The following is a 20,616-nucleotide window of genomic DNA, read 5'->3' as shown; positions in this document are numbered from 1 at the left end:
GCAGGCTCAGTGACCGCCCTGGTCCTTGAAACGCTTGTAGGACCGCTCGATCTCGGCCTCGGCCTCGGTGCGGCCCACCCAGTCGGCGCCCTCGACCGACTTGCCGGGCTCCAGGTCCTTGTAGACCTCGAAGAAGTGCTGGATCTCCAGACGGTCGAACTCCGACACGTGGTGGATGTCCCGCAGGTGCTCCACGCGCGGGTCGTGCGCCGGGACGCACAGCAGCTTGTCGTCGCCACCGGCCTCGTCCGTCATACGGAACATGCCGATCGCGCGGCACTGGATGAGGCAGCCGGGGAAGGTCGGCTCGTCCAGGATGACCAGCGCGTCCAGCGGATCGCCGTCCTCGCCGAGGGTGTTCTCGACGAAGCCGTAGTCGGCCGGGTAGCTGGTCGAGGTGAAGAGGCGACGGTCCAGGCGGATCCGACCGGTCTCGTGGTCCACCTCGTACTTGTTCCGCGAACCCTTCGGAATCTCGATCGTGACGTCGAACTCCACCGGTGGCTCCTCCATGATCAGCACATAGTTCTGGTGGTTAAGTGTCCCTCACGCAGGTGTGTGATCGCGAAAGGGGCTGGTGGTCGTGCCAGAGCTGAGGTCTTGGCGAGCCGCGAGACCGCGTGTGACGCGGGTCGCGAACGCCGTACGACCGCGTCTGGCACAGGCCGCGGACGCCGTACGACCCCGTCTCGCGCGCGCCACCGCGGCCGCGAAACCGCGGGTCACACGGATCGCGCGGGCCGCGAAACCGCAGGTCGCGCGGATCACGAGGCCGAAGACCTGGCAGTACACCGCGGGTGCCGCCACCGCCGGACTGGCCCTGGCCGCCGGAGTGGTGAGTGCCGCAGGCCCTTGGGACTCCACCGGTCAGCGTACGGCGGAGCGGGACCGGGCGGTTGCCCAGGAGCGCACGGGTGGCGCAGATCACGACGGATCGTCCGGTACGGCGGGTGGGGCGCCCCGGCCCGCCCCCAGCGCCGCGTCCGTCCTCATCGGCCTCGGCGGTGCCACGAACAGCGTCCGGACGGCCCCGACCGGCCCGGTCCTCGCCGACGTCCTGACCCCGCTCCTGAAGGACGCGGCGCTCGGCGCCCGCCGCACGGCCGCGGTCGTCGACGTCGCCACCGGAAAGCGGCTCTACGGCACGGGCGCCGACGAGGCCCTGACCCCCGCCTCCACCACGAAGATCGCCACCGCCGTCGCAGCCCTCTCCGCCCTCGGCGCCGACCACCGCCTCACCACCCGCGCCGCCCTCGAACCCGACACCAACGAACTCGTCCTCGTCGGCGGCGGCGACCCCACCCTCACCGCCCACCAGGACGCCGAGGGCTGGGCGAGCCTGCGCACCCTCGCCGACGACACGGCCGCCGCCCTGAAGAAGCGCGGCATCAGCGAGGTCACGCTCTCGTACGACACGACCCTGTACGCCGGCCCCGAACTTCACCCCATCGGAGTCAACGACAACCTCGCCCCCGTCACCGCCCTGATGGCCGACGAGGCCCGCACGGACGACTCCGCGAGCGGGCCCGCGGTCCGCGTACCGGACCCGGCGGCGGACGCGACCCGCAAGTTCGCCGACCTTCTCAAGGACTACGGCATCAAGACCACCTCCCCGGGCCCCTCCAAGGCCACCGGCCGCGCCGAGTCCCTCGCCGCGGTCTCCTCGCCACCGCTCTCGGCCCTCGTGGAGCGCATGCTCACCAACAGCGACAACGACATCGCCGAGGCCCTCGCCCGCCAGACGGCCGTCGCGACCGGCAAGCGCGCCGACTTCGGCGGCGCCGGCCAGGCCATCGGCGCCCAGCTGAAGACACTCGGACTTGCGGTGTCGGGCGCCGACTTCAAGGACGGCAGCGGCCTCAACCGCGACGACAGACTCACGGCGGGCCTCCTGACGTCCCTCCTGGCCAAGGCCGGCGACCCCACCCACCCGGAACTGCGCGCCGCCCTCACCGGCCTCCCGGTGGCAGGCTTCACGGGCACCCTGACCAGCCGCTACGCGGACGGCGCGGCAGGGATCGTACGAGCGAAAACGGGAACACTGACGGGCGTGAACACACTCGCCGGAACGGTCGTGGACCAGGACGGCCGCCTCCTGGCCTTCGCGTTCCTGGCGTCGAACACGACGGATCCCGCGGCGGCACAGGCGGCGCTGGACCGGACGGCGACGGCGCTGGCGGCATGCGGCTGCAGGTAGCCGTTCCCCGCCCGGGACCGGCTCCGCCGACCTCCACGGCCTGCCCCAAGTGGGAACGCTCACGTACGGTTGACGCATGACGAGCATCGGTGGTGCCGAGATGGTCGACTGGAATCTCGCGGTGGCGACCGCGACCCGGCTCGTACGGCCGGGCCCCGACGTGAGCCGTGACGAGGCCCGGGCCGTCGTCGCGGAACTGCGCCGGCATGCCAAGGCTTCGGAGGATCACGTCCGGGGCTTCACTCGTATGGGGACGGAAATCACCCACGACACCCCGATCCTCGTCGTCGACCGCCCCGGCTGGGTCCGGGCGAACGTCGCAGGCTTCCGGGAACTCCTCAAGCCCCTGCTCGACAAGATGCAGGAGCGGCGCAGCAACACGCCCGGCGGCGCGGTCTTCGGCGCCGTGGGCGGCAAGGTGACGGGCGTCGAGCTGGGGATGCTGCTGTCCTTCCTGTCCTCGCGCGTCCTGGGACAGTACGAGACCTTCGCCCCGGCCACCCGCGAACTCCCGGCGGGCGGCCCCCCTGATTCACCGAGCGGCGGCGGCCGCCTGCTCCTCGTCGCCCCGAACATCGTGCACGTGGAGCGCGAACTCGACGTACAGCCGCACGACTTCCGTCTGTGGGTGTGCCTGCACGAGGAGACGCACCGCACACAATTCACGGCGGTGCCCTGGCTGCGGGACCACCTCGAGGGCGAAATCCAGTCGTTCTTGGGGGAGACCGAGGTCGACCCCATGACCGTCCTGGAACGCATCCGGGAAGCCGCTCAGTCGCTCGCCGGCGGGCGCCCCGAGGGCGAGGAGGACGAGGGCGGCAGGTCCCTCGTGGAGATCGTGCAGACGCCCGCCCAGCGGGAGATCCTCGGCCGCCTCACCGCCGTGATGTCCCTCCTTGAGGGCCACGCCGACTTCGTGATGGACGGGGTCGGCCCGGACGTCGTGCCGACCGTCGCCGAGATCCGCGAGAAGTTCCAGCAGCGTCGCGCCAAGGGCGCCTCCCGACTGGACTTGGCCCTGCGCAAACTGCTGGGCCTGGACGCCAAGCTCCGGCAGTACCGCGACGGCGAACGCTTCGTGCGGGCCGTCGTCGACCAGGTCGGCATGGACGGCTTCAACCGCGTGTGGACGTCCCCGAACACCCTCCCGACCAAGGCGGAGATCGCCAAACCGGCGGACTGGGTCGCGCGGGTGCACCGCAAGTCCGAGTCGTGAACAGGGCGCGGAGGTCGTGAAGCGAATCCGGCCGACGGCAGGCAAATGCCCCTTCAATCACCCGTCCGAGGGACCGTGAGCGATGGGTAGGCGTGCAATGCTCGGGGAACGCCCCGGTTCTGTCACCATCTACACACTCTGAGTGACCGAACTCGGGGCTCACCCCCGAAAACTTCATGAAGGGAACCGGACATGGGTCCCCATCCTGCGGTCGCGGCGATACGCCTGGCGGTCCGCCGCGTCCTCCACGACGTCCTCACCGAACACGGACGCACGACTCTCGGCCGTACGCGCGAAGAGCCAGGCGCCTGCGACGACACCCCGCACGAGCGACCGCCGTCGCCGCTCGTGCTCGTGGCATGCTCCGGCGGTGCCGACTCCATGGCCCTCGCCTCGGCCCTCGCCTTCGAAGCCCCCAAGCTCGGCATCCGCGCCGGCGCCGTCACCGTCGACCACGGCCTGCAGCCCGGCTCCGACCTGCGCGCCGACGAGGTCGTCCTGCGACTGCGTGAACTCGGCCTCGACCCGGTCGAGTCCACCGCCGTGACCGTCGGCCGTGAAGGCGGGCCTGAAGCCGCCGCCCGCGACGCCCGCTACGCCGCCCTCGACGCGGCCGCCGAACGCCATGGCGCCGCCGCCGTCCTGCTCGGTCACACCCGCGACGACCAGGCCGAAACCGTCCTGCTCGGCCTCGCCCGCGGCTCCGGCATCCGCTCCCTGTCCGGAATGGCCGCTGTTTCCGGGGGACCGGGGGCCGCCCGCCGTTACCGACGCCCCTTCCTCCAGCTCGACCGGCAGACCGCGCGCAAGGCCTGCATGGTCCAGTCCCTGCCGGTCTGGGACGACCCGCACAACGCCGACCCGGCGTACACGCGCTCCCGGCTGCGCCACGAGGGCCTGCCCGCCCTGGAGAAGGCGCTGGGCAAAGGCGTCGTGGAAGCCCTCGCCCGTACGGCCCAGCTCTCCCGCGACGACGCCGACGCGCTCGACGCCTGGGCCCGCCAGGCCGAGGCCGCCGTCCGGGACTCCGCGGGCCTCCTGGAGTGCGCCAAGCTCTACGCCCTGCCGCCTGCCGTACGCCGTCGCATCCTGCGTCGCGCCGCCATCGAGGCCGGCGCTCCGGCAGGCTCGTTGTTCGCCCGTCACATCGAGGAAGTCGACCGGTTGATCACCGGCTGGCGCGGCCAGGGAGTCATCAATCTCCCGGGCAAGGTCGTCGCCCAGCGGCAGGGTGGCAGACTGGTGATCCGGCAAGGCTGAATCCCATCCCCTTTCCGGGGACGGACCGGGCCTCTGCGGGAGGCCGGGCAGCCGGTGGGACGACCGAAAGTGATGCGGGTGGACGCGAAAGACATGGGTGCCGACCTCAAGTCGGTGCTCATCACCAAGGAAGAGATCGACGCGAAGCTCACGGAGCTCGCCGCGAAGATCGACGCGGAGTACGCGGGCAAGGATCTGCTGATCGTCGGCGTCCTCAAGGGCGCGGTGATGGTCATGGCCGACCTCGCCCGGGCGCTGTCCACCCCCGTCACCATGGACTGGATGGCCGTGTCGTCGTACGGCGCGGGCACCCAGTCCTCCGGCGTGGTGCGGATCCTCAAGGACCTCGACACCGACATCAAGGGCAAGCACGTCCTGATCGTCGAGGACATCATCGACTCCGGCCTGACCCTGTCCTGGCTGATCTCCAACCTCGGCTCGCGCGAGCCCGCATCCCTCAAGGTGTGCACCCTGCTGCGCAAGCCCGAGGCCGCCAAGGTCGCCATCGACGTCGAGTGGGTCGGCTTCGACATCCCGAACGAGTTCGTCGTCGGCTACGGCCTCGACTACGCCGAGAAGTACCGCAACCTCCCGTTCGTCGGTACGCTCGCGCCCCACGTCTACGGCGGCTGAGCCAGACGGCCCAAGCCCTCTAAGACGATCGGGAACCCCAGCGGGTTTCGCGCCGTTGGAGCATGCAGACGGGTACGCCGGCAGTCCCGTGCGGCTTCGGTCCACAATGCTGGGGTACCGTCAGAAGAACTGTCTTATCAAACTCACTATGGCAGGAGGGACGGGGCGGCACCGCTCCGTATGGATGGACGTGAAGCGATACTTCCGTGGGCCGGTCATGTGGATCGTGCTGGCCGTCCTTGCCGTGGTCGTGTTGATGCAGGTCGTCGGCTCGTCCGGTGGCTACAAGACGGTGGACACCGGCCAGGTGATCCAGGCGATCAATGACAACAAGGTCGAATCAGCCAAGCTGACCACCGGCGACGAGCAGACCGTCAAGGTCCAGCTCAAGGACGGCGTAAAGGTCGAGGGCAGCTCGAAGATCCAGGCGAGCTACATCGGCGACCAGGGCGCGACCCTCGCCGGCACGCTGCAGAACAAGTACCAGGACAAGCAGATCCCGGACGGCTACACCGTCTCGCCGACGAAGCAGAACGCCTTCGTCGGGATCCTGCTCTCCCTGCTCCCCTTCGTCCTCATCGTGGTCGTCTTCCTGTTCCTGATGAATCAGATGCAGGGTGGCGGCTCCCGGGTCATGAACTTCGGGAAGTCCAAGGCGAAACTCATCACCAAGGACACCCCGAAGACGACGTTCTCGGACGTCGCGGGCTCGGACGAGGCCGTCGAGGAGCTCCACGAGATCAAGGAGTTCCTGCAGGAACCGGCGAAGTTCCAGGCCGTCGGGGCGAAGATCCCCAAGGGCGTACTGCTGTACGGCCCTCCCGGCACCGGCAAGACCCTGCTCGCGCGCGCTGTCGCGGGCGAGGCAGGCGTGCCGTTCTACTCGATCTCCGGTTCCGACTTCGTCGAGATGTTCGTCGGTGTCGGTGCCTCCCGAGTCCGTGACCTGTTCGAGCAGGCCAAGGCGAACGCCCCGGCGATCGTCTTCGTCGACGAGATCGACGCGGTCGGACGCCATCGCGGCGCCGGCCTCGGCGGCGGTCACGACGAGCGCGAGCAGACGCTGAACCAGCTGCTCGTCGAGATGGACGGTTTCGACGTCAAGGGCGGTGTGATTCTCATCGCCGCGACGAACCGACCCGACATCCTCGACCCGGCGCTGCTGCGCCCCGGCCGCTTCGACCGCCAGATCGCGGTCGACCGTCCGGACATGCAGGGCCGTCTGGAGATCCTCAAGGTTCACCAGAAGGGCAAGCCGGTCGCGCCGGACGTCGACCTGTCGGCCGTCGCCCGCCGCACCCCCGGCTTCACCGGTGCGGACCTGGCGAATGTGCTGAACGAGGCGGCGCTCCTGACGGCGCGCAGCGACCTGAAGCTCATCGACAACCACATGCTGGACGAGGCCATCGACCGCGTCGTGGCGGGCCCGCAGAAGCGGACCCGGATCATGTCGGACAAGGAAAAGAAGATCACCGCGTACCACGAGGGCGGCCACGCCCTGGTCGCGGCGGCCTCCCCGAACTCCGACCCGGTCCACAAGATCACGATCCTCTCTAGAGGCCGTGCTCTGGGCTACACGATGGTCCTGCCGGACGAGGACAAGTACTCGACCACGCGCAACGAGATGCTGGACCAGCTGGCTTACATGCTGGGCGGCCGCGCGGCCGAGGAACTGGTCTTCCACGACCCGACCACGGGTGCTGCGAACGACATCGAGAAGGCCACCGCAACGGCCCGCGCGATGGTCACGCAGTACGGCATGACCGAGCGTCTCGGCGCCATCAAGTTCGGTGGCGACAACACCGAGCCGTTCCTGGGCCGAGAGATGTCGCACCCGCGTGACTACTCGGAAGAGGTCGCCGCGCTGGTCGACGAAGAGGTCAAGAAGCTGATCGAGACCGCGCACAACGAGGCCTGGGAGATCCTGGTCGAGAACCGCGACGTCCTCGATCAGCTTGTCCTCCAGCTGCTGGAGAAGGAGACGCTGAACAAGGAGCAGATCGCAGAGATCTTCGCTCCCATCGTCAAGCGTCCCCCGCGGCCGGCCTGGACCGGCTCCTCCCGCCGCACGCCCTCCACCCGTCCGCCGGTGCTCTCCCCCAGGGAGCTCGCACTGACGAACGGTGCCAACGGTGCCACGCCGGCGATCTCCACGGCGAAGTCCACCGTGGCGGAACCCGCCCCGGTGACCGAGCCCGCCCCCGAGGAGCGTCCGGAGAGCTGACTCCCCGGACACCTCGGGCCACGGTGACCTCATCAGGCCCGGAATGAATGCCGCGCCCCCCAGGTTCTAGCCTGGGGGGCGCGGCGTTTGCATGCCCGCAGATGAGGCGCGTGGCCCACACGCGCGACTGGCACAGGAACGAGGCACCAAATGACCGACCCCGTGACGCTGGACGGCGAGGGCTCGATCGGCGAGTTCGACGAGAAGCGGGCCGAGAACGCCGTACGCGAACTGCTGATCGCGGTCGGCGAGGACCCGGACCGTGAGGGGCTTCGGGAGACGCCGGGGCGGGTGGCGCGGGCGTACAGGGAGATTTTCGCGGGGCTGTGGCAGAAGCCCGAGGACGTGCTGACGACGACGTTCGACCTCGGACACGACGAGATGGTGCTCGTGAAGGACATCGAGGTCCTGAGCAGCTGTGAACATCATCTGGTGCCGTTCGTCGGAGTGGCCCATGTGGGCTACATTCCGTCCACCGACGGCAAGATCACGGGTCTTTCGAAGCTGGCCCGGCTCGTGGACGTGTACGCCCGTCGGCCTCAGGTGCAGGAACGGCTCACCACGCAGATCGCCGACTCCCTGATGAAGATCCTCGAGCCGCGCGGTGTGATCGTCGTCGTCGAATGCGAGCACATGTGCATGTCGATGCGGGGGGTCCGGAAGCCCGGCGCGAAGACCATAACGTCGGCGGTCCGCGGCCAGCTGCGTGATTCCGCCACGCGTAATGAGGCGATGAGCCTCATCATGGCGCGCTGAGCGGCCTCCTGATCGTCCGGCGGGTTACGCCGCCGAGGCCGCCCCCGTGTTGTGGTCGTCGTCCTCCGGGAGCTTGCAGACGCGCTCCAGGAAGATGGCGGCCGCTATGACGGCGATGCCCGCGGCGACCGAGAAGCCGGCGTAGATGGCCTGGTCGCGGCGGGCGGGGATGTCGAGGGACTCCAGGAGGAAGACGCCGGTGCCGCCGTACATCCCGGAGACGAGGGCGGCCACCAGGGCGCTGGCCTGGCCGAAGACGACCGCGCGGGCCGCCATCAGCGGGTCGACGCCCTTGGCCTCGGGGCGGCGCTCGCGCTGGGCCTTGAGGCGGGCGCGGATGGAGAGCGCCGTGGACAGCAGGACCACGGCGATCAGGGTGAGGACGATGGGGGCGGCCAGGGGGACGCTGGGGAGGGTCCCGACAGAGTTCCAGAGGCGGGCGCCCGCCCAGGACAGGATTCCGGCGACGGCGAAGACGCCGGCCAGCAGCCTGATGCGCAGCTCTCTCACGGTGTCCCTTCAGCTCCCCGGCCGTGGTCCCGGACGGTGGTCGTGATGACCCGTCCGGTCCGGCCGTCCGTCCGGCCGCCCCGGGGTCGTCTTGACCTTAACGGCTACTCGGGCAGCCGGAGTTCCAGGTCCTTGCGGGGTTCTACGCCGTCGCGGGTGACGGTGTCGAGGAGGGCGGCGACCGCGCCCCGTCCGGGCAGCTGGGCCTCGGGCTCCACGTCGTGCCAGGGGGCGAGCACGAAGGCGCGTTCGTGGGCGCGCGGGTGGGGGAGGGTGAGGTGCGGGTCGTCGGTGAGGACATCGGCGTACGCGACGATGTCGACGTCGAGGGTGCGTGGGCCCCAGCGCTGGTCCCGGACGCGGTTGAAGGCCTCCTCGACCGCGTGCGCCCGCTCCAGGAGTGAGGACGGGGGCAGCGTCGTCTTCAGGACCACGACCGCGTTGAAGTAGGACGGCTGGCTGCCGGGCTCGACGCCCCACGGCTCCGTCTCGTACACCGGGGAGACGGCCTTGATGCGGACGCCGGGAGTGTCCTCCAGGGCGTCGATGGCTCCCTGGAGGGTCTCCAGGCGGTTGCCGAGGTTGGAGCCGAGGGAGATCACGGCTCGTTTCGGGTTGTGGAGGGTGGTGTCGGCGGCGTCGACCTTCTCGACGACGGAGGCGGGTACCGGCTGTACGGTCGGGTCGCTGTGACCGTCGGTGAACGAGGCAGTCATACTCGGCTCCGGGTGATGGTGACGGTCACGTCGTCGAAGGGGACGGTGATCGGCGCGTCCGGTTTGTGGACGGTGACCTCGGCCTCCTGGACCCCTTCGTGCTTCAGACAGGCCTGGGCGATGCGCTCGGCGAGCGTCTCGATGAGGTTGACGGGCTCGCCCTCGACGACGGCCACGACCTCCTCCGCCACGATGCCGTAGTGCACGGTCTTCGCCAGGTCGTCGTCGGCGGCGGCCGGACGGGTGTCCAGGCCAAGGACGAGGTCCACGATGAAGGTCTGGCCCTCCTCGCGCTCCTTGGGGAACACACCGTGGTGCCCGCGGGCCTTCAGGCCGCGCAGCGCGACACGATCCACGCGAATCACTCCTGCAATCGTCGGTGACGGCCGGTTCGTACCGTGTGCGGGCGGCACACCGGCCTCGAACGAATCTACCTGCGAGCACCGACAGGGCCGGGCCACGGGGGCGCGGGCCCGAGCCGGGGCCCGAGGTTTCACCTTGTGTTTCCCCTGGGGAACCCGGCGGCTCACGGGCTGGTAGCCGCCCCTACCCAGGGTTCGTGATTCCAACCACTTCTTGGTCCCTGCGGGCGGGTCCCGGGCGGCTCGCAGGGAGTCCCGGACACGGCTGTCCCGTGGAGACCTGTGGTGTGCCTACCCGCTCAGGCGGGGGTCTCGTCGCTTTCGTCCTCGTCGTTTTCGGCCAGAACCGGGGACGCGTGGTGGGACCAGAGCTTCCAGCCGTCGGGGGTGCGACGGAACACGTTCGTGGCGACGACCAGCTGGCCGACGAGCGGGCCGAGTTCCTCGCCGCCCTCGGGGGCGGGGCCGCCGCTGAGGATGTTCTCCGTGCAGGTGACCAGGGCCGTGTCGCCGGTGATGGAGACGTGCACGTCGGTGAGGAAGAACTGAATGTAGTCCGTGTTTGCCATGATCAAGGCGTAGGACCTGAGGACGTCGCCGCGGCCGGTGAGCACGGGCCAGCCCGGGTGCACGCAGGAGATCACGCCGGTGTCCGCCGGGTCGTGGTACTCCTCGTCGACGCCCAGGTCGGACGGGGTGAGCCAGAGCGAGGTCAGCTCTTCGAAGCCGCCCCGCTCCATCGCCTCGTAGTAGGCGGCGTTGGCGAGTTCGACCTGTTCGACGTCGGTATGGGGGGCGCTCACAGGGCTCCCTCTGCGCCGTTGCCCGCCGCGCGTACGCTCTCCGCAGTGCGCGCACCCTCCACGGCCCGTGCGACCCGTACCGCGTCCGCCGTGGCGCGCACCTCGTGCACGCGCACCGCCCATGCGCCGGCGTGCGCCGCGAGCGCGGAGACGGCGGCCGTCGCGGCGTCGCGCTCACGTGCGGGTGGCGGTGCGCCCTCCGGCCCGGCGAGGACGCGGCCGAGGAAGCGTTTGCGGGAGGCGGCGACGAGCAGCGGGTGGCCTAGGCCGAGCAGGCGGTCGAGGTGGGCCAGGAGGGTGAGGTCGTGTTCGGCGTCCTTGGAGAAGCCGAGACCGGGGTCCACGACGATGCGGTCGGGGGCGATGCCGCCTTCCAGAACGGCCTCCACGCGCGCGTGCAGTTCGTCGACGACTTCGGTGACCACGTCGTCGTACGCGCCCTTGACGTTGCCGCCCGCCAGGAAGCCGCGCCAGTGCATGACGACGAAGGGGGCGCCGGCGGAGGCCACGGCCGGGATCATCGCGGGGTCGGCGAGGCCGCCGCTGACGTCGTTGACGAGGGCCGCGCCGGCCGCGAGGGCCCGTTCGGCGACGGAGGCACGCATGGTGTCCACGGAGACGGTGACGCCTTCGGAGGCGAGGCCGCGGACGACGGGGACGACCCGCTTGAGTTCCTCGGCCTCGTCGACCCGGGTGGCGCCGGGACGGGTGGACTCGCCGCCGACGTCGACCAGGTCGGCGCCCTCGGTGACCAGGTCGAGGCCGTGCTTGACGGCGGTTGTCGTGTCGAAGAAGCGGCCACCGTCGGAGAAGGAATCGGGGGTGACGTTCACGACTCCCATGACCGCGCAGCGGCCCCATTCCGGAAGGCCCGCGACGCGCCCACGTCCGCTCTGCTTGCTCATACGTTCAGCGTAGGCCCCGGACGGGTCCGCAAGGTCCGTGGCCCGGCCGTTGCGGCGGGCGGGCAATACGGGGCGACCGGAAGCCCCGGGGCCGGTGGGCGTCGGTGGGGCTGCCGCCCGGGCCTGTCCCGGTGACCACGACCTGTCCTGGTGGCCGCGGTCCGTGCCGGTCGGTCGTGACCGCGGCCCGCCGCCGTCACGCCGCGCGCACGTCCCGTTCCGTGACGGCGTGGGCGCACACGCGCGAGGTGACCGTACGCCGGCGCAGGAAGCGCGGCAGGGGGAGGGCCAGATTGACGAAGCCCTCCGCCTGCATGGCGGCGAAGCCGATGCGGGGCAGGTCTCCGGAGGCGCGGTAGACGACGAAGCGGGGCTCCCAGCGGGGCCGGAACTTCGCGTTGAACTTGTACAGGGACTCGATCTGGAACCACCGGGAGAGGAAGACCAGCAGCCCGCGCCAGGCACGCAGTACCGGACCCGCGCCGATCTTCTCGCCGCGCGCGAGTGCGGAGCGGAACATCGCGAAGTTGAGCGACACGCGCGTGATGCCGAGCCGGGGTGCCGCCTGGAGCGACGCCACGATCAGCAGTTCGTTCATGCCGGGGTCCGCCGAGCGGTCCCGCCGCATCAGGTCCAGCGATGCGCCGTCCGTGCCCCACGGCACGAAGTGCAGGATCGCCTTCAGGTCGCCGTACGGACCCGGCCGTTCGTCGGCCTTGTGGGCGGTGGCGATGAGGCAGTCTCCGTCGGCCGGGTCGCCGATGCGGCCCAGCGCCATGGAGAAGCCGCGTTCGGTGTCGGTGCCGCGCCAGTCCTCGGCGGCGCGGCGGATGCGGTCCAACTCGGCGTCGCCGAGGTCACGGACGCGCCGTACCCGGGTCTCGTAACCGGCGCGCTCGATGCGTTTGACCATCTGGCGCACATTGCGCATCGCGCGGCCGGCCAGGGAGAAATCCGCGACGTCCACCACCGCCTCGTCGCCCAGTTCGAGGGCGTCGAGGCCGGTCTCACGGGTCCAGACCTCGCCGCCGGTCTCGGAGCAGCCCATGACGGCGGGAGTCCAGGAGTGGGCCCTGGCCTCGTCCATGAAGCGCTCGATGGCGCCCGGCCAGGCCTCGACGTCGCCGATCGGGTCGCCGCTGGCGAGCATCACGCCGGAGACGACGCGGTACGTCACCGCCGCCTTGCCGCTGGGTGAGAAGACGACGGCCTTGTCGCGGCGCAGTGCGAAGTGGCCGAGCGAATCGCGGCCGCCGTGCTTGTCCAGGAGGGCCCGCAGCCGGGCCTCGTCCTCCGCCGTGAGGCGGGCGGCCGGGTGTTCGGGGCGGAAGGCCAGGTAGATCGTCGTGATGGCGGTGAGGAGGCCCAGGGCGCCCAGGGAGAAGGCGACCGTCCAGGAGGTGTTGCCCTGGTAGTCGACCGGGCCCTCGAAGCCGAACAGGCCGTACAGGACGTGCGTGATGCGGTCGGCCAGGCTCGGGTCGCCCACCATGCGATTCGGGTGGACGCTGACGATGACCAGGCCGAGGGCGAGCGAACCGGCGCCCATGAGGACGAAGTTGGCCAGTGCTCGCCACCGGCTGCGCGGGTCGGGCAGGGCGGAGAACTGGTCGCGGTGGCGCAGCAGGGGCGCGAGCAGCGCGAGCGAGACGAGCACGCCCACGATCGAGTGCCGGTAGGTGAACTGCGCCATCGCCCCGGCCGGGAGCAGCACCACGGAAGCGCGCCAGGCCCGGCGCTTGGCGCGCTTGAGGCCGTGGGCGAGCAGCAGCAACAGCATGCCGGCGCTGAGCGAGAGCGCGGCCGCGAACGGGCCGAGCGCACCGGGCAGCACCTCGGCGATGGTGTGCATACGGCTGTGCCGGAAGCGCGGGAAGACGCCCGCGGCGATGTCCACGAGGCCCACGAGGGCGCACGCTCTGCCGACGAGGGCCGGGACGGCCTCGGGGCGCGGACCACTGAGGACGCGCCGCATCCGCTGTGATCGGGTCGGAACCTCGCCCGACATTTCCTCATCTGTCCTGACAGACATCGCATCCCGTTGTTCCGCGAGAGACCTTGGATCCGGGCCCGATTCGGGCATCCGGCGACATTGCGCCCTCTAGGACGGTGTCTCAGGGGGAGAGGTTCACTCACCTCCCCAAAACCGGTTCAAAGCCCGGGGAAAGTCCCGGGCAAGCCCTTGCGAAGAAGTGAGGGGCGCACGGGGGATGCGCGAGGGGGCGCACGCGGCGTGCGCCGCGACACGGCGGAAAGCGCAGGCAGGATTCAACTCATGGGTCTCACGAGCAACAAGACGCTGGTGCTGGCGGTGCTGTCCGCGGTGCTGCTGTTCGTCGGCACGGTGTGGCTGTGGCCGCGGCTGGCACGGCGGGACTGGCGGGCCGTCGGCGGGCGCGTCGGCCTGCTGCTCGCCACGCAGTTGGCACTCTTCGTGTCGGTGGGCCTCGCCGCCAACCAGGCATTCGGGTTCTACGCCTCCTGGGCGGACCTGCTCGGGCGGGAGACCGGCCAGGGTGTGGTCGTCGACCACACCGAGGGCCTGGGTTCGGGCGGCCCTCTTCAAGTGGTCGACACCCAGAGGGTGAACGGGCCGGGTGGCCTGAGGCCTCAGGCCGGCGGGCAGATCCAGAAGGTCGCCATTGCGGGCCGCACGACCCGTATCGCCACACCCGCCTACGTGTATCTGCCTCCGGAGTACTTCCGGCCCGAGTACCGCACGCGTACGTTTCCCGCGGCCGTCGTCCTCACGGGTTATCCGGGCACTGCCAAGGCCCTGGTGGACAAACTCCACTATCCGCGCACGGCCCGGAAGCTCGCCAAGAACGGCCGTATGCAGCCGATGATCCTGGTGATGCTGCGGCCGACGGTGGCGCCGCCGCGGGACACGGAGTGCGTGGACGTCCCGGGCGGCCCGCAGACCGAGTCGTTCTTCGCCACGGATCTTCCCGACGCCGTGACCGGCCACTACCGGGTGGGGGAAAAGCCGGGCAGCTGGGGCATCATCGGCGACTCCACGGGCGGCTACTGCGCGTTGAAGCTCGCCATGCACCACCCCGAGGTGTACGCCGCCGGGGCGGGGCTGTCCGCGTACTACGACGCGCCGAGCGACCCGACCACGGGTGATCTCTTCCACGGCGACAAGGAACTGCGCGACCGCGCGAACCTCTTGTGGTGTCTCGAGCACCTGCCCGCGCCCGACACTTCACTGCTCGTCACCAGCAGCAAGGTCGGCGAGGCGAACTACAAGGACACGTTGAAGTTCATAGAGCGGGCGAAGGACACCGGACGGACACGGATCTCGTCGGTCATCCTCGAAAGCGGCGGGCACAACTTCAACACCTGGCGGCGGGAGATTCCGGCGACGCTGCAGTGGATCGGTGGACGCCTCGGCGATCACTGAAAACGATCTTGTAGTTCTCGCCGTACTTGTCTCCCGTCTCGTCTCCCGTCCGTCTCCCGTCCCGTCTCCGTCTGGTCTCCTTCTGGTCTCCGTCTCGTCTCCGTCTTGCCAATCCTGCCGAATTCGATGGCGGATCTGATTCCTGATGACATGTGAAGTCTTCGGGATGGCTGTGTTTTTACGGCCTGGGGCACCATCATTCGCCTACGCGCGGTAAGTTTCTGGCCATGCCACGTGGACGCCACCGCCATTCCCCGCCCTTGCACAGGCTGCTGCCCCCCTCCGCGATAGCGGGCGTTTCCTTTGTCTGCGCCCTTGGCCCGTGGGTGTTCACGGAGCAGATGGTGCTCCGCGGTCTGGCTGCGGGCGCCGCGGTGACGGCGGTCGTCGGTGCGGTCGTCATGCGTCGCTGGGACGCGCAGGCGGGCAGGCAGGTCGCCGACCTCACGCGCGCGCGTGCGAGCGACGAGTGGCGCTACGAGGAGCGGGTCGCCGAACTGGAGACCGACCTCGAGGAGTCGCGCGAACTGCGCGTCAAGCTGGAGCAGCGGCTGCGCGCCAAGCGCACCGAACTGGCGGGCCTGCGCAACGAACACGCGGCGCTGCTGCGGCGGTACGCCACGGCGGAGACCGAGCGGGCGAGCGCCCTGGAGGGCCGTCGGCTGCTGGAGATCGAGGCGTCGGGTCCGGCCCGTGCGCTGCTGCCGGCGCCGGCCGGGCCCGTGGGGGAGGCGGGGGCTGTGGCTGCCCCGGCCGAGCCGGAGACCGACGAGGCCGCCGAAGCCGTACCGGCGGCGGAGGAAGAGCCCGATGCGCCGGCGATCTTCTCGCCGGAGGGCTCCAAGCTGTTCCTGCGGGCCAAGGGGGCGTTGGCCCGCTTCGGCGACGACGGCGACGGCGCGGGGAAGGACGGCGACGGCGCGGTGAAGGCCGAGCCGAAGAGCGACTCCAAGGACGTGACGAAGGCCGGCCCCAAGGACGCCGCGAAGGGCGAGCCGGTGAAGGTCGGTTCGGCCGAGGAGACGGCCGCCGGTGCCGCCGGCGGCACCGAGGCGGAGGCCACGCAGGAGGCCGCGCAGGAGGACGAGGCGCGGGGGAAGCCCGTGGCGGTCGACGAGCATTCGCGCGCGGCCGCCACCACCACGGGCAAGGCCGCCCAGCCGGGCCGGCAGCCCTCCGGACACTTCGTCGCGCCGACGGCGGTGGCGGTCGTCCCGGCGGCGCCCGCGCGGCGCCCGCTGGTCGAGGGCGGCTTCGACTTCTTCGGTGCGCAGAAGGGGGCGGCCCCGGCCGCGCTGGCGGCCGTCCAGAACGAGGACCTGGCCGATGTCGTCGGTCAGGAGGCCCTCGCCCTCCACAAGGCCGAGTCCGAGGCGGAGTTCAAGCCGGCGGACGAGGAGTCCCGTGGCGTCGGCCAGGTCATCGACCTGACGGCCCACGACGAGACGGAGCAGATCGACGTACAGGGGCTGCGGAGCGCGGTTTCGTAACGCCGCGCGCGGCACGTCATCCGCGCGCGGCACGTCATCCGCGCGCGGCACGTCACCTGTGCGCCCGGGACGTCCTCGGTGCGCCCGGGACGTCCTCGGTGCGCTAGGACGTCATCCAACGGTCCGGTCGTGCGACCTTCCGCCCCGTCCGCGACCGCTCCGCCTGCCCTCGCAGCAGCTCGGCAGCCTCCTGAGCGTCCCTCAGCCGCGCTGTCACGGTCTTGTTGGCCCCGGTGTCCACGTGGACGTCGGCGACGCGCCAGACACGCTCCCAGGGCCCTTGCGCGAGACGTACGCTCTGGACCTTCGCGTGCGGGACGAGCGCCATGCTCCGCCGCAGCAGCCCGTGGCGCGCCACGAACACCGCGTCGGTGACGACGAGTCCGTGGCCCCGCCACCACAGCGGCATGCAGCGCGCGGCCCGCCGGGGCGGCCGGGACAGCGCCGACAGGGGCGGCACGGTCACGCCGGGCAGCACGCGCGCGACGACCGACTCGGCGACCTCCCGCGGAGCGACCGGCACCAGCACGGAGTTGGACGACCCGGCCACGTCCAGCTCCACCCGCACCCAGCCGCGCCGCCGCCACAGCAGCGGCTCCACGATCCGTACGGTCTGCACGCGCCCTGGCGGCACGGTCTCGTGCGTACGGTCCAGCAGCCCGTGGTCGATCCGCAGCCCGTCCGGCGACTCGCCCACCGCCCAGTCGTACTCGCCGACGAACCGCCCCACGCTGCTCGCGCCCGCGGCGCCGAGCAGCGGCAGCGCGGTCGCGAGGACCGTCCACACGCTGTGGGTGGCCAGCCACAGCACCGTCGGTACGACGAGCGCGGCGACCAGGGTGCCCCAGGTCGCGCCGGTCAGCACCAGCGAGACGGCGAGGACGCCGGGCGGCACGCGCAGCAGCTCGCGGGAGGGCGCTTCGCCGACCTCGTGCGCCGTCTCGGGCGCGAAACCGGCGGCGCGCGCGAGGAGTTCCGCGCGCAGCGCACGTGCCTCGTCCTCGCCCAGGAAGGCGAGTTCGTCCTTCTTGTCCGCGCCCACGACGTCGAGCTTGAGTTTCGCGACCCCCGCGACCCGCGCGAGCAGCGGCTGGGTGACGTCGACGGCCTGGATCCGTTCGAGCCGGATGTGCGCGGCGCGCCTGAACAGCAGGCCGGTACGGATACGCAGTTCGGTGTCCGTCACGGCGAAGTGAGTGAACCACCAGGTCAGAAAGCCGTAGAGAGCGGCGGCCGGGACGAACACGGCCAGCCCGATCAGCAGCGTGGTCGTGGTCAGCCTCGTCAGCTGCTCCTGCGCCTGGTTGGGGTCGTGCACCGCCCAGCCGATGATCACGGCGATCGGCGCCCACGCCCGCCTGAGCGGCGTCACGGGATGCAGCCGCCGTTCGGCGACGGGCGGCTTCTCGCGTACGGCGTCGTCCACGCCCGGTGTCGTCACAGGCCCGCCGATCGGGCCTCGCCGAGCTCGGTGAGCCGGTCGCGCAGCCGCTCCGCCTCGTCCGGGTCGAGGCCCGGGATGGTCGCGTCGGTCGCCGCGGCAGCGGTGTGCAGCTGCACGCTGGCCAGGCCGAAGTGGCGTTCGACGGGCCCGGAGGTCACCTCGACCAGCTGCATGCGCCCGTACGGCACGACCGTCTCCTCCTGCCACAGGACGCCCCGGCTGATCAGCAGGTCGTCGGCGCGCTCGGCGTAGCGCCAGGAACGCCAGTTGCGGCCGAGCATCACCCAGCCCCACGCCATCAGGGCCGGCGGCAGCAGCGCGAAGGCGGCCCAGGCCGGCTCGACGAGCAGGCCGAGCAGCAGGCCGAGCCCCAGGGTCAGCAGTCCCAGCCACACCACCAGCAACAGCCGTCGCATCCGCAGCAGCCCCGGCGGCAGCCCGGTCCACACCGGCTCGTCCCCCGTCGTCCCCATGTCGGCCGTGCTCCCCGTCTCCATACGGCCAGCGTACGTAGGAGAGACTGTGTCCATGACTCCTACGACGGAGACCATGGTCGGCATCGGCGGCGCCGCGGAGAGCACCGACATGGTGCTCAACATCGGACCCCAGCACCCGTCCACGCACGGTGTGCTGCGTCTCAAGCTCGTCCTGGACGGCGAGCGCATCACGCGCGCGGAGCCGGTGATCGGCTACATGCACCGGGGCGCGGAGAAGCTCTTCGAGGCGCGCGACTACCGCCAGATCATCATGCTCGCCAACCGCCACGACTGGCTGTCGGCCTTCTCGAACGAGCTGGGCGTCGTCCTCGGGGTGGAGCGCATGCTCGGCATGGAGGTCCCCCAGCGCGCCGTGTGGACGCGCACGCTCCTCGCGGAGCTGAACCGGGTGCTGAACCACCTGATGTTCCTCGGGTCCTATCCCCTGGAGCTCGGCGGCATCACGCCGGTCTTCTACGCGTTCCGGGAGCGCGAGGTGCTCCAGAACGTCATGGAGGAGGTTTCCGGCGGGCGCATGCACTACATGTTCAACCGCGTCGGCGGCCTCAAGGAGGACCTGCCGGCCGGATGGGCCGCACGCGCGCGTGCGGCGGTCGCCGCCGTGCGCTCCCGCATGGACCGGTTCGACGACCTGGTGCTCGGCAACGAGATCTTCCGGGGGCGCACGCGGGGCGTGGGCGCCCTCGCTCCGGAGGCCGTGCACGCGTACGGCGTGAGCGGGCCGATCGCGCGCGCCTCGGGCGTCGACTTCGACCTGCGCCGCGACGAGCCGTACCTGGCCTACGGCGAGCTGCAGGACACCCTGAAGGTGGTGACCCGGAAGGAGGGCGACTGCCTCGCCCGCTTCGAGGTCCTCCTGGAGCAGACGCACAACGCCCTCGACCTCGCGGACGCCTGCCTCGACCGGCTCGCCGAGCTGCCGCCCGGGCCGATCAACCAGCGGCTCCCCAAGGTCCTGAAGGCGCCCGAGGGGCACACGTACGCGTGGACCGAGAACCCGCTCGGCATCAACGGCTACTACCTCGTCAGCAAGGGCGAGAAGACGCCGTACCGGCTGAAGCTGCGCTCCGCCTCGTACAACAACATCCAGGCCCTCGTGGAGCTGCTGCCGGGCACGCTGGTCGCGGACATGGTGGCGATCCTGGGGTCACTGTTCTTCGTGGTCGGGGACATCGACAAGTAGGCCGCGGAACGGAGCCTCCTCGACGCCCGCCGGCTGGAGCAGCCACCCGAAGTCGCCGAGTCCGCCCGACGCGGTGAGCTCGGCGGCCTCTCCGGCGCTCGCGAGGGCGCGGACGTAGGCCGCGGGGCGGGTGGACGCAAGGGCGAGCGGGGGGCGTGCGCCTGAGATGTCCAGGGCGCGCAAGGCGTCGCGCTGGGTGAGTACGCGCCCTCCCGGGAGCGCGCACGCGTCCAGGGCGACATGGGCCGTGATGTCGCACGACCCGTCCGGCATGGGCGCCGTCTCGCGCCCCTCCCGGAATCCGGTGAGCGTCCCGAACAAGGGGCGTGTGCTCGCGGTGTGCGCGTAGTCCACCGCCACCGCGAGCCCCCGGCCGACCGTAGCCACGGCCGAGGCCCACGCCTCGTCCCGGGGCAGACCGACCTCCGCCCGCAGCCCCTCCTCGGCCGGCAGCGGCCACCAGCGCGCGAGCCACTCCGCCTCCGCGCCGGAAACCGGCTCCCCGAGGCGCTCGCGCCCGTCCCGCCGTACGAGCACCAGCCGGGGTACGCCCGCGGAGTCCACCTCGGCGATCTCCACGGGCACGTTGTCGAGCCACTCGTTGGCGAACAGCAGCCCGGTGATCCCCTGTGGGGGCTCGGCCAGCCACTCGATCCGGTGATCGAGGCCTTCGGGGCGGCCGGCGACCTCGACGGCGTACCCGCGCGCGCGGGAGGCCACGTCCGCGGGCAGCGCGGCCAGTACCCCGGCGACCAACTCGCCCCGCCCTGCGGCCATGTCGACGAAGTCGAGTGCCGCGGGCCGCCCCAGCGCCTCGTCGACCCGGCACAGCAGCCTGGCCACGGCCTGGGCGAACAGCGGCGACGCGTGCACGGACGTACGGAAGTGCGCACCCGGCCCCTCGGGCCTGCGATAGAAGCCGTCCGGCCCGTACAGGGCGGCCTCCGAGGCCGCCCGCCAGCCGTGCCACTCGCCCGCTGTCTCCACCGTCACGCCGTCAGGTTAGGCGTACAGGGG

The 20,616-nt window shown here is 71.0% G+C and carries 19 protein-coding genes; 9 read left to right on the top strand and 10 right to left on the bottom strand.

Features of this window, described 5'->3' with window-relative positions:
- Nucleotides 1–6: 6 nt before the first annotated feature.
- Entirely contained in the window at nt 7–498 is a 492-nt protein-coding gene (locus ADK57_RS41800) for an inorganic diphosphatase (protein WP_030599677.1), read from the bottom strand.
- Nucleotides 499–622: 124 nt separating this feature from the next.
- Between ADK57_RS41800 and dacB the strand changes: the two genes are divergently transcribed.
- The 6 genes from dacB to folE all read left to right on the top strand — a co-directional run bounded on the left by dacB (nt 623) and on the right by folE (nt 8,286).
- Nucleotides 623–2,197 carry a D-alanyl-D-alanine carboxypeptidase/D-alanyl-D-alanine-endopeptidase gene (gene dacB / locus ADK57_RS41795; protein ID WP_234390575.1) on the top strand — a complete coding sequence of 525 codons (1,575 nt, stop codon included), beginning with the start codon at nt 623–625 and terminating at the stop codon, nt 2,195–2,197.
- Nucleotides 2,198–2,273: 76 nt separating this feature from the next.
- Nucleotides 2,274–3,413: a zinc-dependent metalloprotease gene (locus ADK57_RS41790; protein ID WP_053754978.1), complete on the top strand. Its 1,140-nt coding sequence runs from the start codon at nt 2,274–2,276 to the stop codon at nt 3,411–3,413.
- A 192-nt stretch (nt 3,414–3,605) separates the two neighbouring features.
- Complete coding sequence (gene tilS, locus ADK57_RS41785) at nt 3,606–4,673, top strand: tRNA lysidine(34) synthetase TilS (RefSeq protein ID WP_053754977.1); 1,068 nt, start codon at nt 3,606–3,608, stop codon at nt 4,671–4,673.
- A gap of 72 nt (nt 4,674–4,745) precedes the next feature.
- On the top strand, nt 4,746–5,306 hold the full coding sequence (hpt, locus tag ADK57_RS41780) for a hypoxanthine phosphoribosyltransferase (RefSeq protein ID WP_053754976.1): 561 nt from the start codon (nt 4,746–4,748) through the stop codon (nt 5,304–5,306).
- A gap of 184 nt (nt 5,307–5,490) precedes the next feature.
- Entirely contained in the window at nt 5,491–7,530 is a 2,040-nt protein-coding gene (gene ftsH / locus ADK57_RS41775) for an ATP-dependent zinc metalloprotease FtsH (RefSeq protein WP_053754975.1), read from the top strand.
- 150 nt (nt 7,531–7,680) lie between these two features.
- On the top strand, nt 7,681–8,286 hold the full coding sequence (gene folE, locus ADK57_RS41770; RefSeq protein ID WP_053754974.1) for a GTP cyclohydrolase I FolE: 606 nt from the start codon (nt 7,681–7,683) through the stop codon (nt 8,284–8,286).
- A 24-nt stretch (nt 8,287–8,310) separates the two neighbouring features.
- On the opposite strand, the gene ADK57_RS41765 is transcribed toward folE, so the two are convergent.
- The 6 genes from ADK57_RS41765 to ADK57_RS41740 form a co-directional block, all read right to left on the bottom strand.
- Entirely contained in the window at nt 8,311–8,796 is a 486-nt protein-coding gene (locus ADK57_RS41765; RefSeq protein WP_053754973.1) for a DUF3180 domain-containing protein, read from the bottom strand.
- Nucleotides 8,797–8,900: 104 nt separating this feature from the next.
- Complete coding sequence (folK, locus tag ADK57_RS41760; protein ID WP_053754972.1) at nt 8,901–9,512, bottom strand: 2-amino-4-hydroxy-6-hydroxymethyldihydropteridine diphosphokinase; 612 nt, start codon at nt 9,510–9,512, stop codon at nt 8,901–8,903.
- Nucleotides 9,509–9,868, bottom strand: a complete 360-nt coding sequence (gene folB / locus ADK57_RS41755; RefSeq protein WP_053754971.1) for a dihydroneopterin aldolase — start codon at nt 9,866–9,868, stop codon at nt 9,509–9,511. The genes folK and folB overlap by 4 nt, the downstream gene beginning before the upstream one ends.
- Nucleotides 9,869–10,173: 305 nt before the next feature.
- Nucleotides 10,174–10,677 (bottom strand): nuclear transport factor 2 family protein, encoded by a 504-nt coding sequence (locus ADK57_RS41750; RefSeq protein ID WP_053754970.1) that lies wholly within the window; start codon nt 10,675–10,677, stop codon nt 10,174–10,176.
- Nucleotides 10,674–11,582 (bottom strand): dihydropteroate synthase, encoded by a 909-nt coding sequence (gene folP, locus ADK57_RS41745; RefSeq protein ID WP_078973634.1) that lies wholly within the window; start codon nt 11,580–11,582, stop codon nt 10,674–10,676. The genes ADK57_RS41750 and folP overlap by 4 nt, the downstream gene beginning before the upstream one ends.
- A 196-nt stretch (nt 11,583–11,778) precedes the next feature.
- Nucleotides 11,779–13,590 carry a phosphatidylglycerol lysyltransferase domain-containing protein gene (locus ADK57_RS41740; RefSeq protein ID WP_053754968.1) on the bottom strand — a complete coding sequence of 604 codons (1,812 nt, stop codon included), beginning with the start codon at nt 13,588–13,590 and terminating at the stop codon, nt 11,779–11,781.
- A gap of 267 nt (nt 13,591–13,857) precedes the next feature.
- On the opposite strand from ADK57_RS41740, the gene ADK57_RS41735 reads away from it, so the two are divergent.
- Nucleotides 13,858–14,985 carry an alpha/beta hydrolase gene (locus ADK57_RS41735; protein WP_053754967.1) on the top strand — a complete coding sequence of 376 codons (1,128 nt, stop codon included), beginning with the start codon at nt 13,858–13,860 and terminating at the stop codon, nt 14,983–14,985.
- A 227-nt stretch (nt 14,986–15,212) separates the two neighbouring features.
- The gene (locus tag ADK57_RS41730; RefSeq protein WP_078973633.1) at nt 15,213–16,475 is read left to right on the top strand and encodes a hypothetical protein; all 1,263 of its coding nucleotides are present in this window, start codon (nt 15,213–15,215) and stop codon (nt 16,473–16,475) included.
- A 103-nt stretch (nt 16,476–16,578) separates the two neighbouring features.
- On the opposite strand, the gene ADK57_RS41725 is transcribed toward ADK57_RS41730, so the two are convergent.
- Together ADK57_RS41725 and ADK57_RS41720 are read right to left on the bottom strand one after the other, a co-directional pair.
- Entirely contained in the window at nt 16,579–17,916 is a 1,338-nt protein-coding gene (locus tag ADK57_RS41725) for a PH domain-containing protein (protein ID WP_053754965.1), read from the bottom strand.
- Complete coding sequence (locus tag ADK57_RS41720) at nt 17,913–18,416, bottom strand: PH domain-containing protein (RefSeq protein ID WP_053754964.1); 504 nt, start codon at nt 18,414–18,416, stop codon at nt 17,913–17,915. Before ADK57_RS41720 ends, ADK57_RS41725 begins: the two co-directional genes overlap by 4 nt.
- A gap of 31 nt (nt 18,417–18,447) precedes the next feature.
- On the opposite strand from ADK57_RS41720, the gene ADK57_RS41715 reads away from it, so the two are divergent.
- Nucleotides 18,448–19,599: an NADH-quinone oxidoreductase subunit D gene (locus tag ADK57_RS41715; RefSeq protein ID WP_053754963.1), complete on the top strand. Its 1,152-nt coding sequence runs from the start codon at nt 18,448–18,450 to the stop codon at nt 19,597–19,599.
- On the opposite strand, the gene ADK57_RS41710 is transcribed toward ADK57_RS41715, so the two are convergent.
- Nucleotides 19,564–20,592 (bottom strand): SAM-dependent methyltransferase, encoded by a 1,029-nt coding sequence (locus ADK57_RS41710; RefSeq protein ID WP_053754962.1) that lies wholly within the window; start codon nt 20,590–20,592, stop codon nt 19,564–19,566. The two genes, ADK57_RS41715 and ADK57_RS41710, sit on opposite strands and share 36 nt — an antisense overlap.
- Between the last annotated feature and the right edge of the window lie 24 nt (nt 20,593–20,616).

Origin of the sequence: Streptomyces sp. MMG1533 (genome assembly GCF_001279775.1) — a bacterium.
Classification (GTDB): domain Bacteria; phylum Actinomycetota; class Actinomycetes; order Streptomycetales; family Streptomycetaceae; genus Streptomyces.
This window is presented reverse-complemented; position numbering and strand designations above follow the sequence as displayed.

What these genes read in the sequence shown, in the direction of transcription:
- ADK57_RS41715 (WP_053754963.1), top strand. Translation starts at nt 18,448, where the DNA reads ATGACTCCTACGACGGAGACCATGGTCGGCATCGGCGGCGCCGCGGAG.
- folP (WP_078973634.1), bottom strand. Translation starts at nt 11,582, where the DNA reads ATGAGCAAGCAGAGCGGACGTGGGCGCGTCGCGGGCCTTCCGGAATGG.
- folE (WP_053754974.1), top strand. Translation starts at nt 7,681, where the DNA reads ATGACCGACCCCGTGACGCTGGACGGCGAGGGCTCGATCGGCGAGTTC.
- ADK57_RS41730 (WP_078973633.1), top strand. Translation starts at nt 15,213, where the DNA reads ATGCCACGTGGACGCCACCGCCATTCCCCGCCCTTGCACAGGCTGCTG.
- ADK57_RS41740 (WP_053754968.1), bottom strand. Translation starts at nt 13,590, where the DNA reads ATGTCGGGCGAGGTTCCGACCCGATCACAGCGGATGCGGCGCGTCCTC.
- hpt (WP_053754976.1), top strand. Translation starts at nt 4,746, where the DNA reads ATGCGGGTGGACGCGAAAGACATGGGTGCCGACCTCAAGTCGGTGCTC.
- tilS (WP_053754977.1), top strand. Translation starts at nt 3,606, where the DNA reads ATGGGTCCCCATCCTGCGGTCGCGGCGATACGCCTGGCGGTCCGCCGC.
- folK (WP_053754972.1), bottom strand. Translation starts at nt 9,512, where the DNA reads ATGACTGCCTCGTTCACCGACGGTCACAGCGACCCGACCGTACAGCCG.
- ftsH (WP_053754975.1), top strand. Translation starts at nt 5,491, where the DNA reads ATGGACGTGAAGCGATACTTCCGTGGGCCGGTCATGTGGATCGTGCTG.
- ADK57_RS41790 (WP_053754978.1), top strand. Translation starts at nt 2,274, where the DNA reads ATGACGAGCATCGGTGGTGCCGAGATGGTCGACTGGAATCTCGCGGTG.
- ADK57_RS41720 (WP_053754964.1), bottom strand. Translation starts at nt 18,416, where the DNA reads ATGGAGACGGGGAGCACGGCCGACATGGGGACGACGGGGGACGAGCCG.
- ADK57_RS41735 (WP_053754967.1), top strand. Translation starts at nt 13,858, where the DNA reads ATGGGTCTCACGAGCAACAAGACGCTGGTGCTGGCGGTGCTGTCCGCG.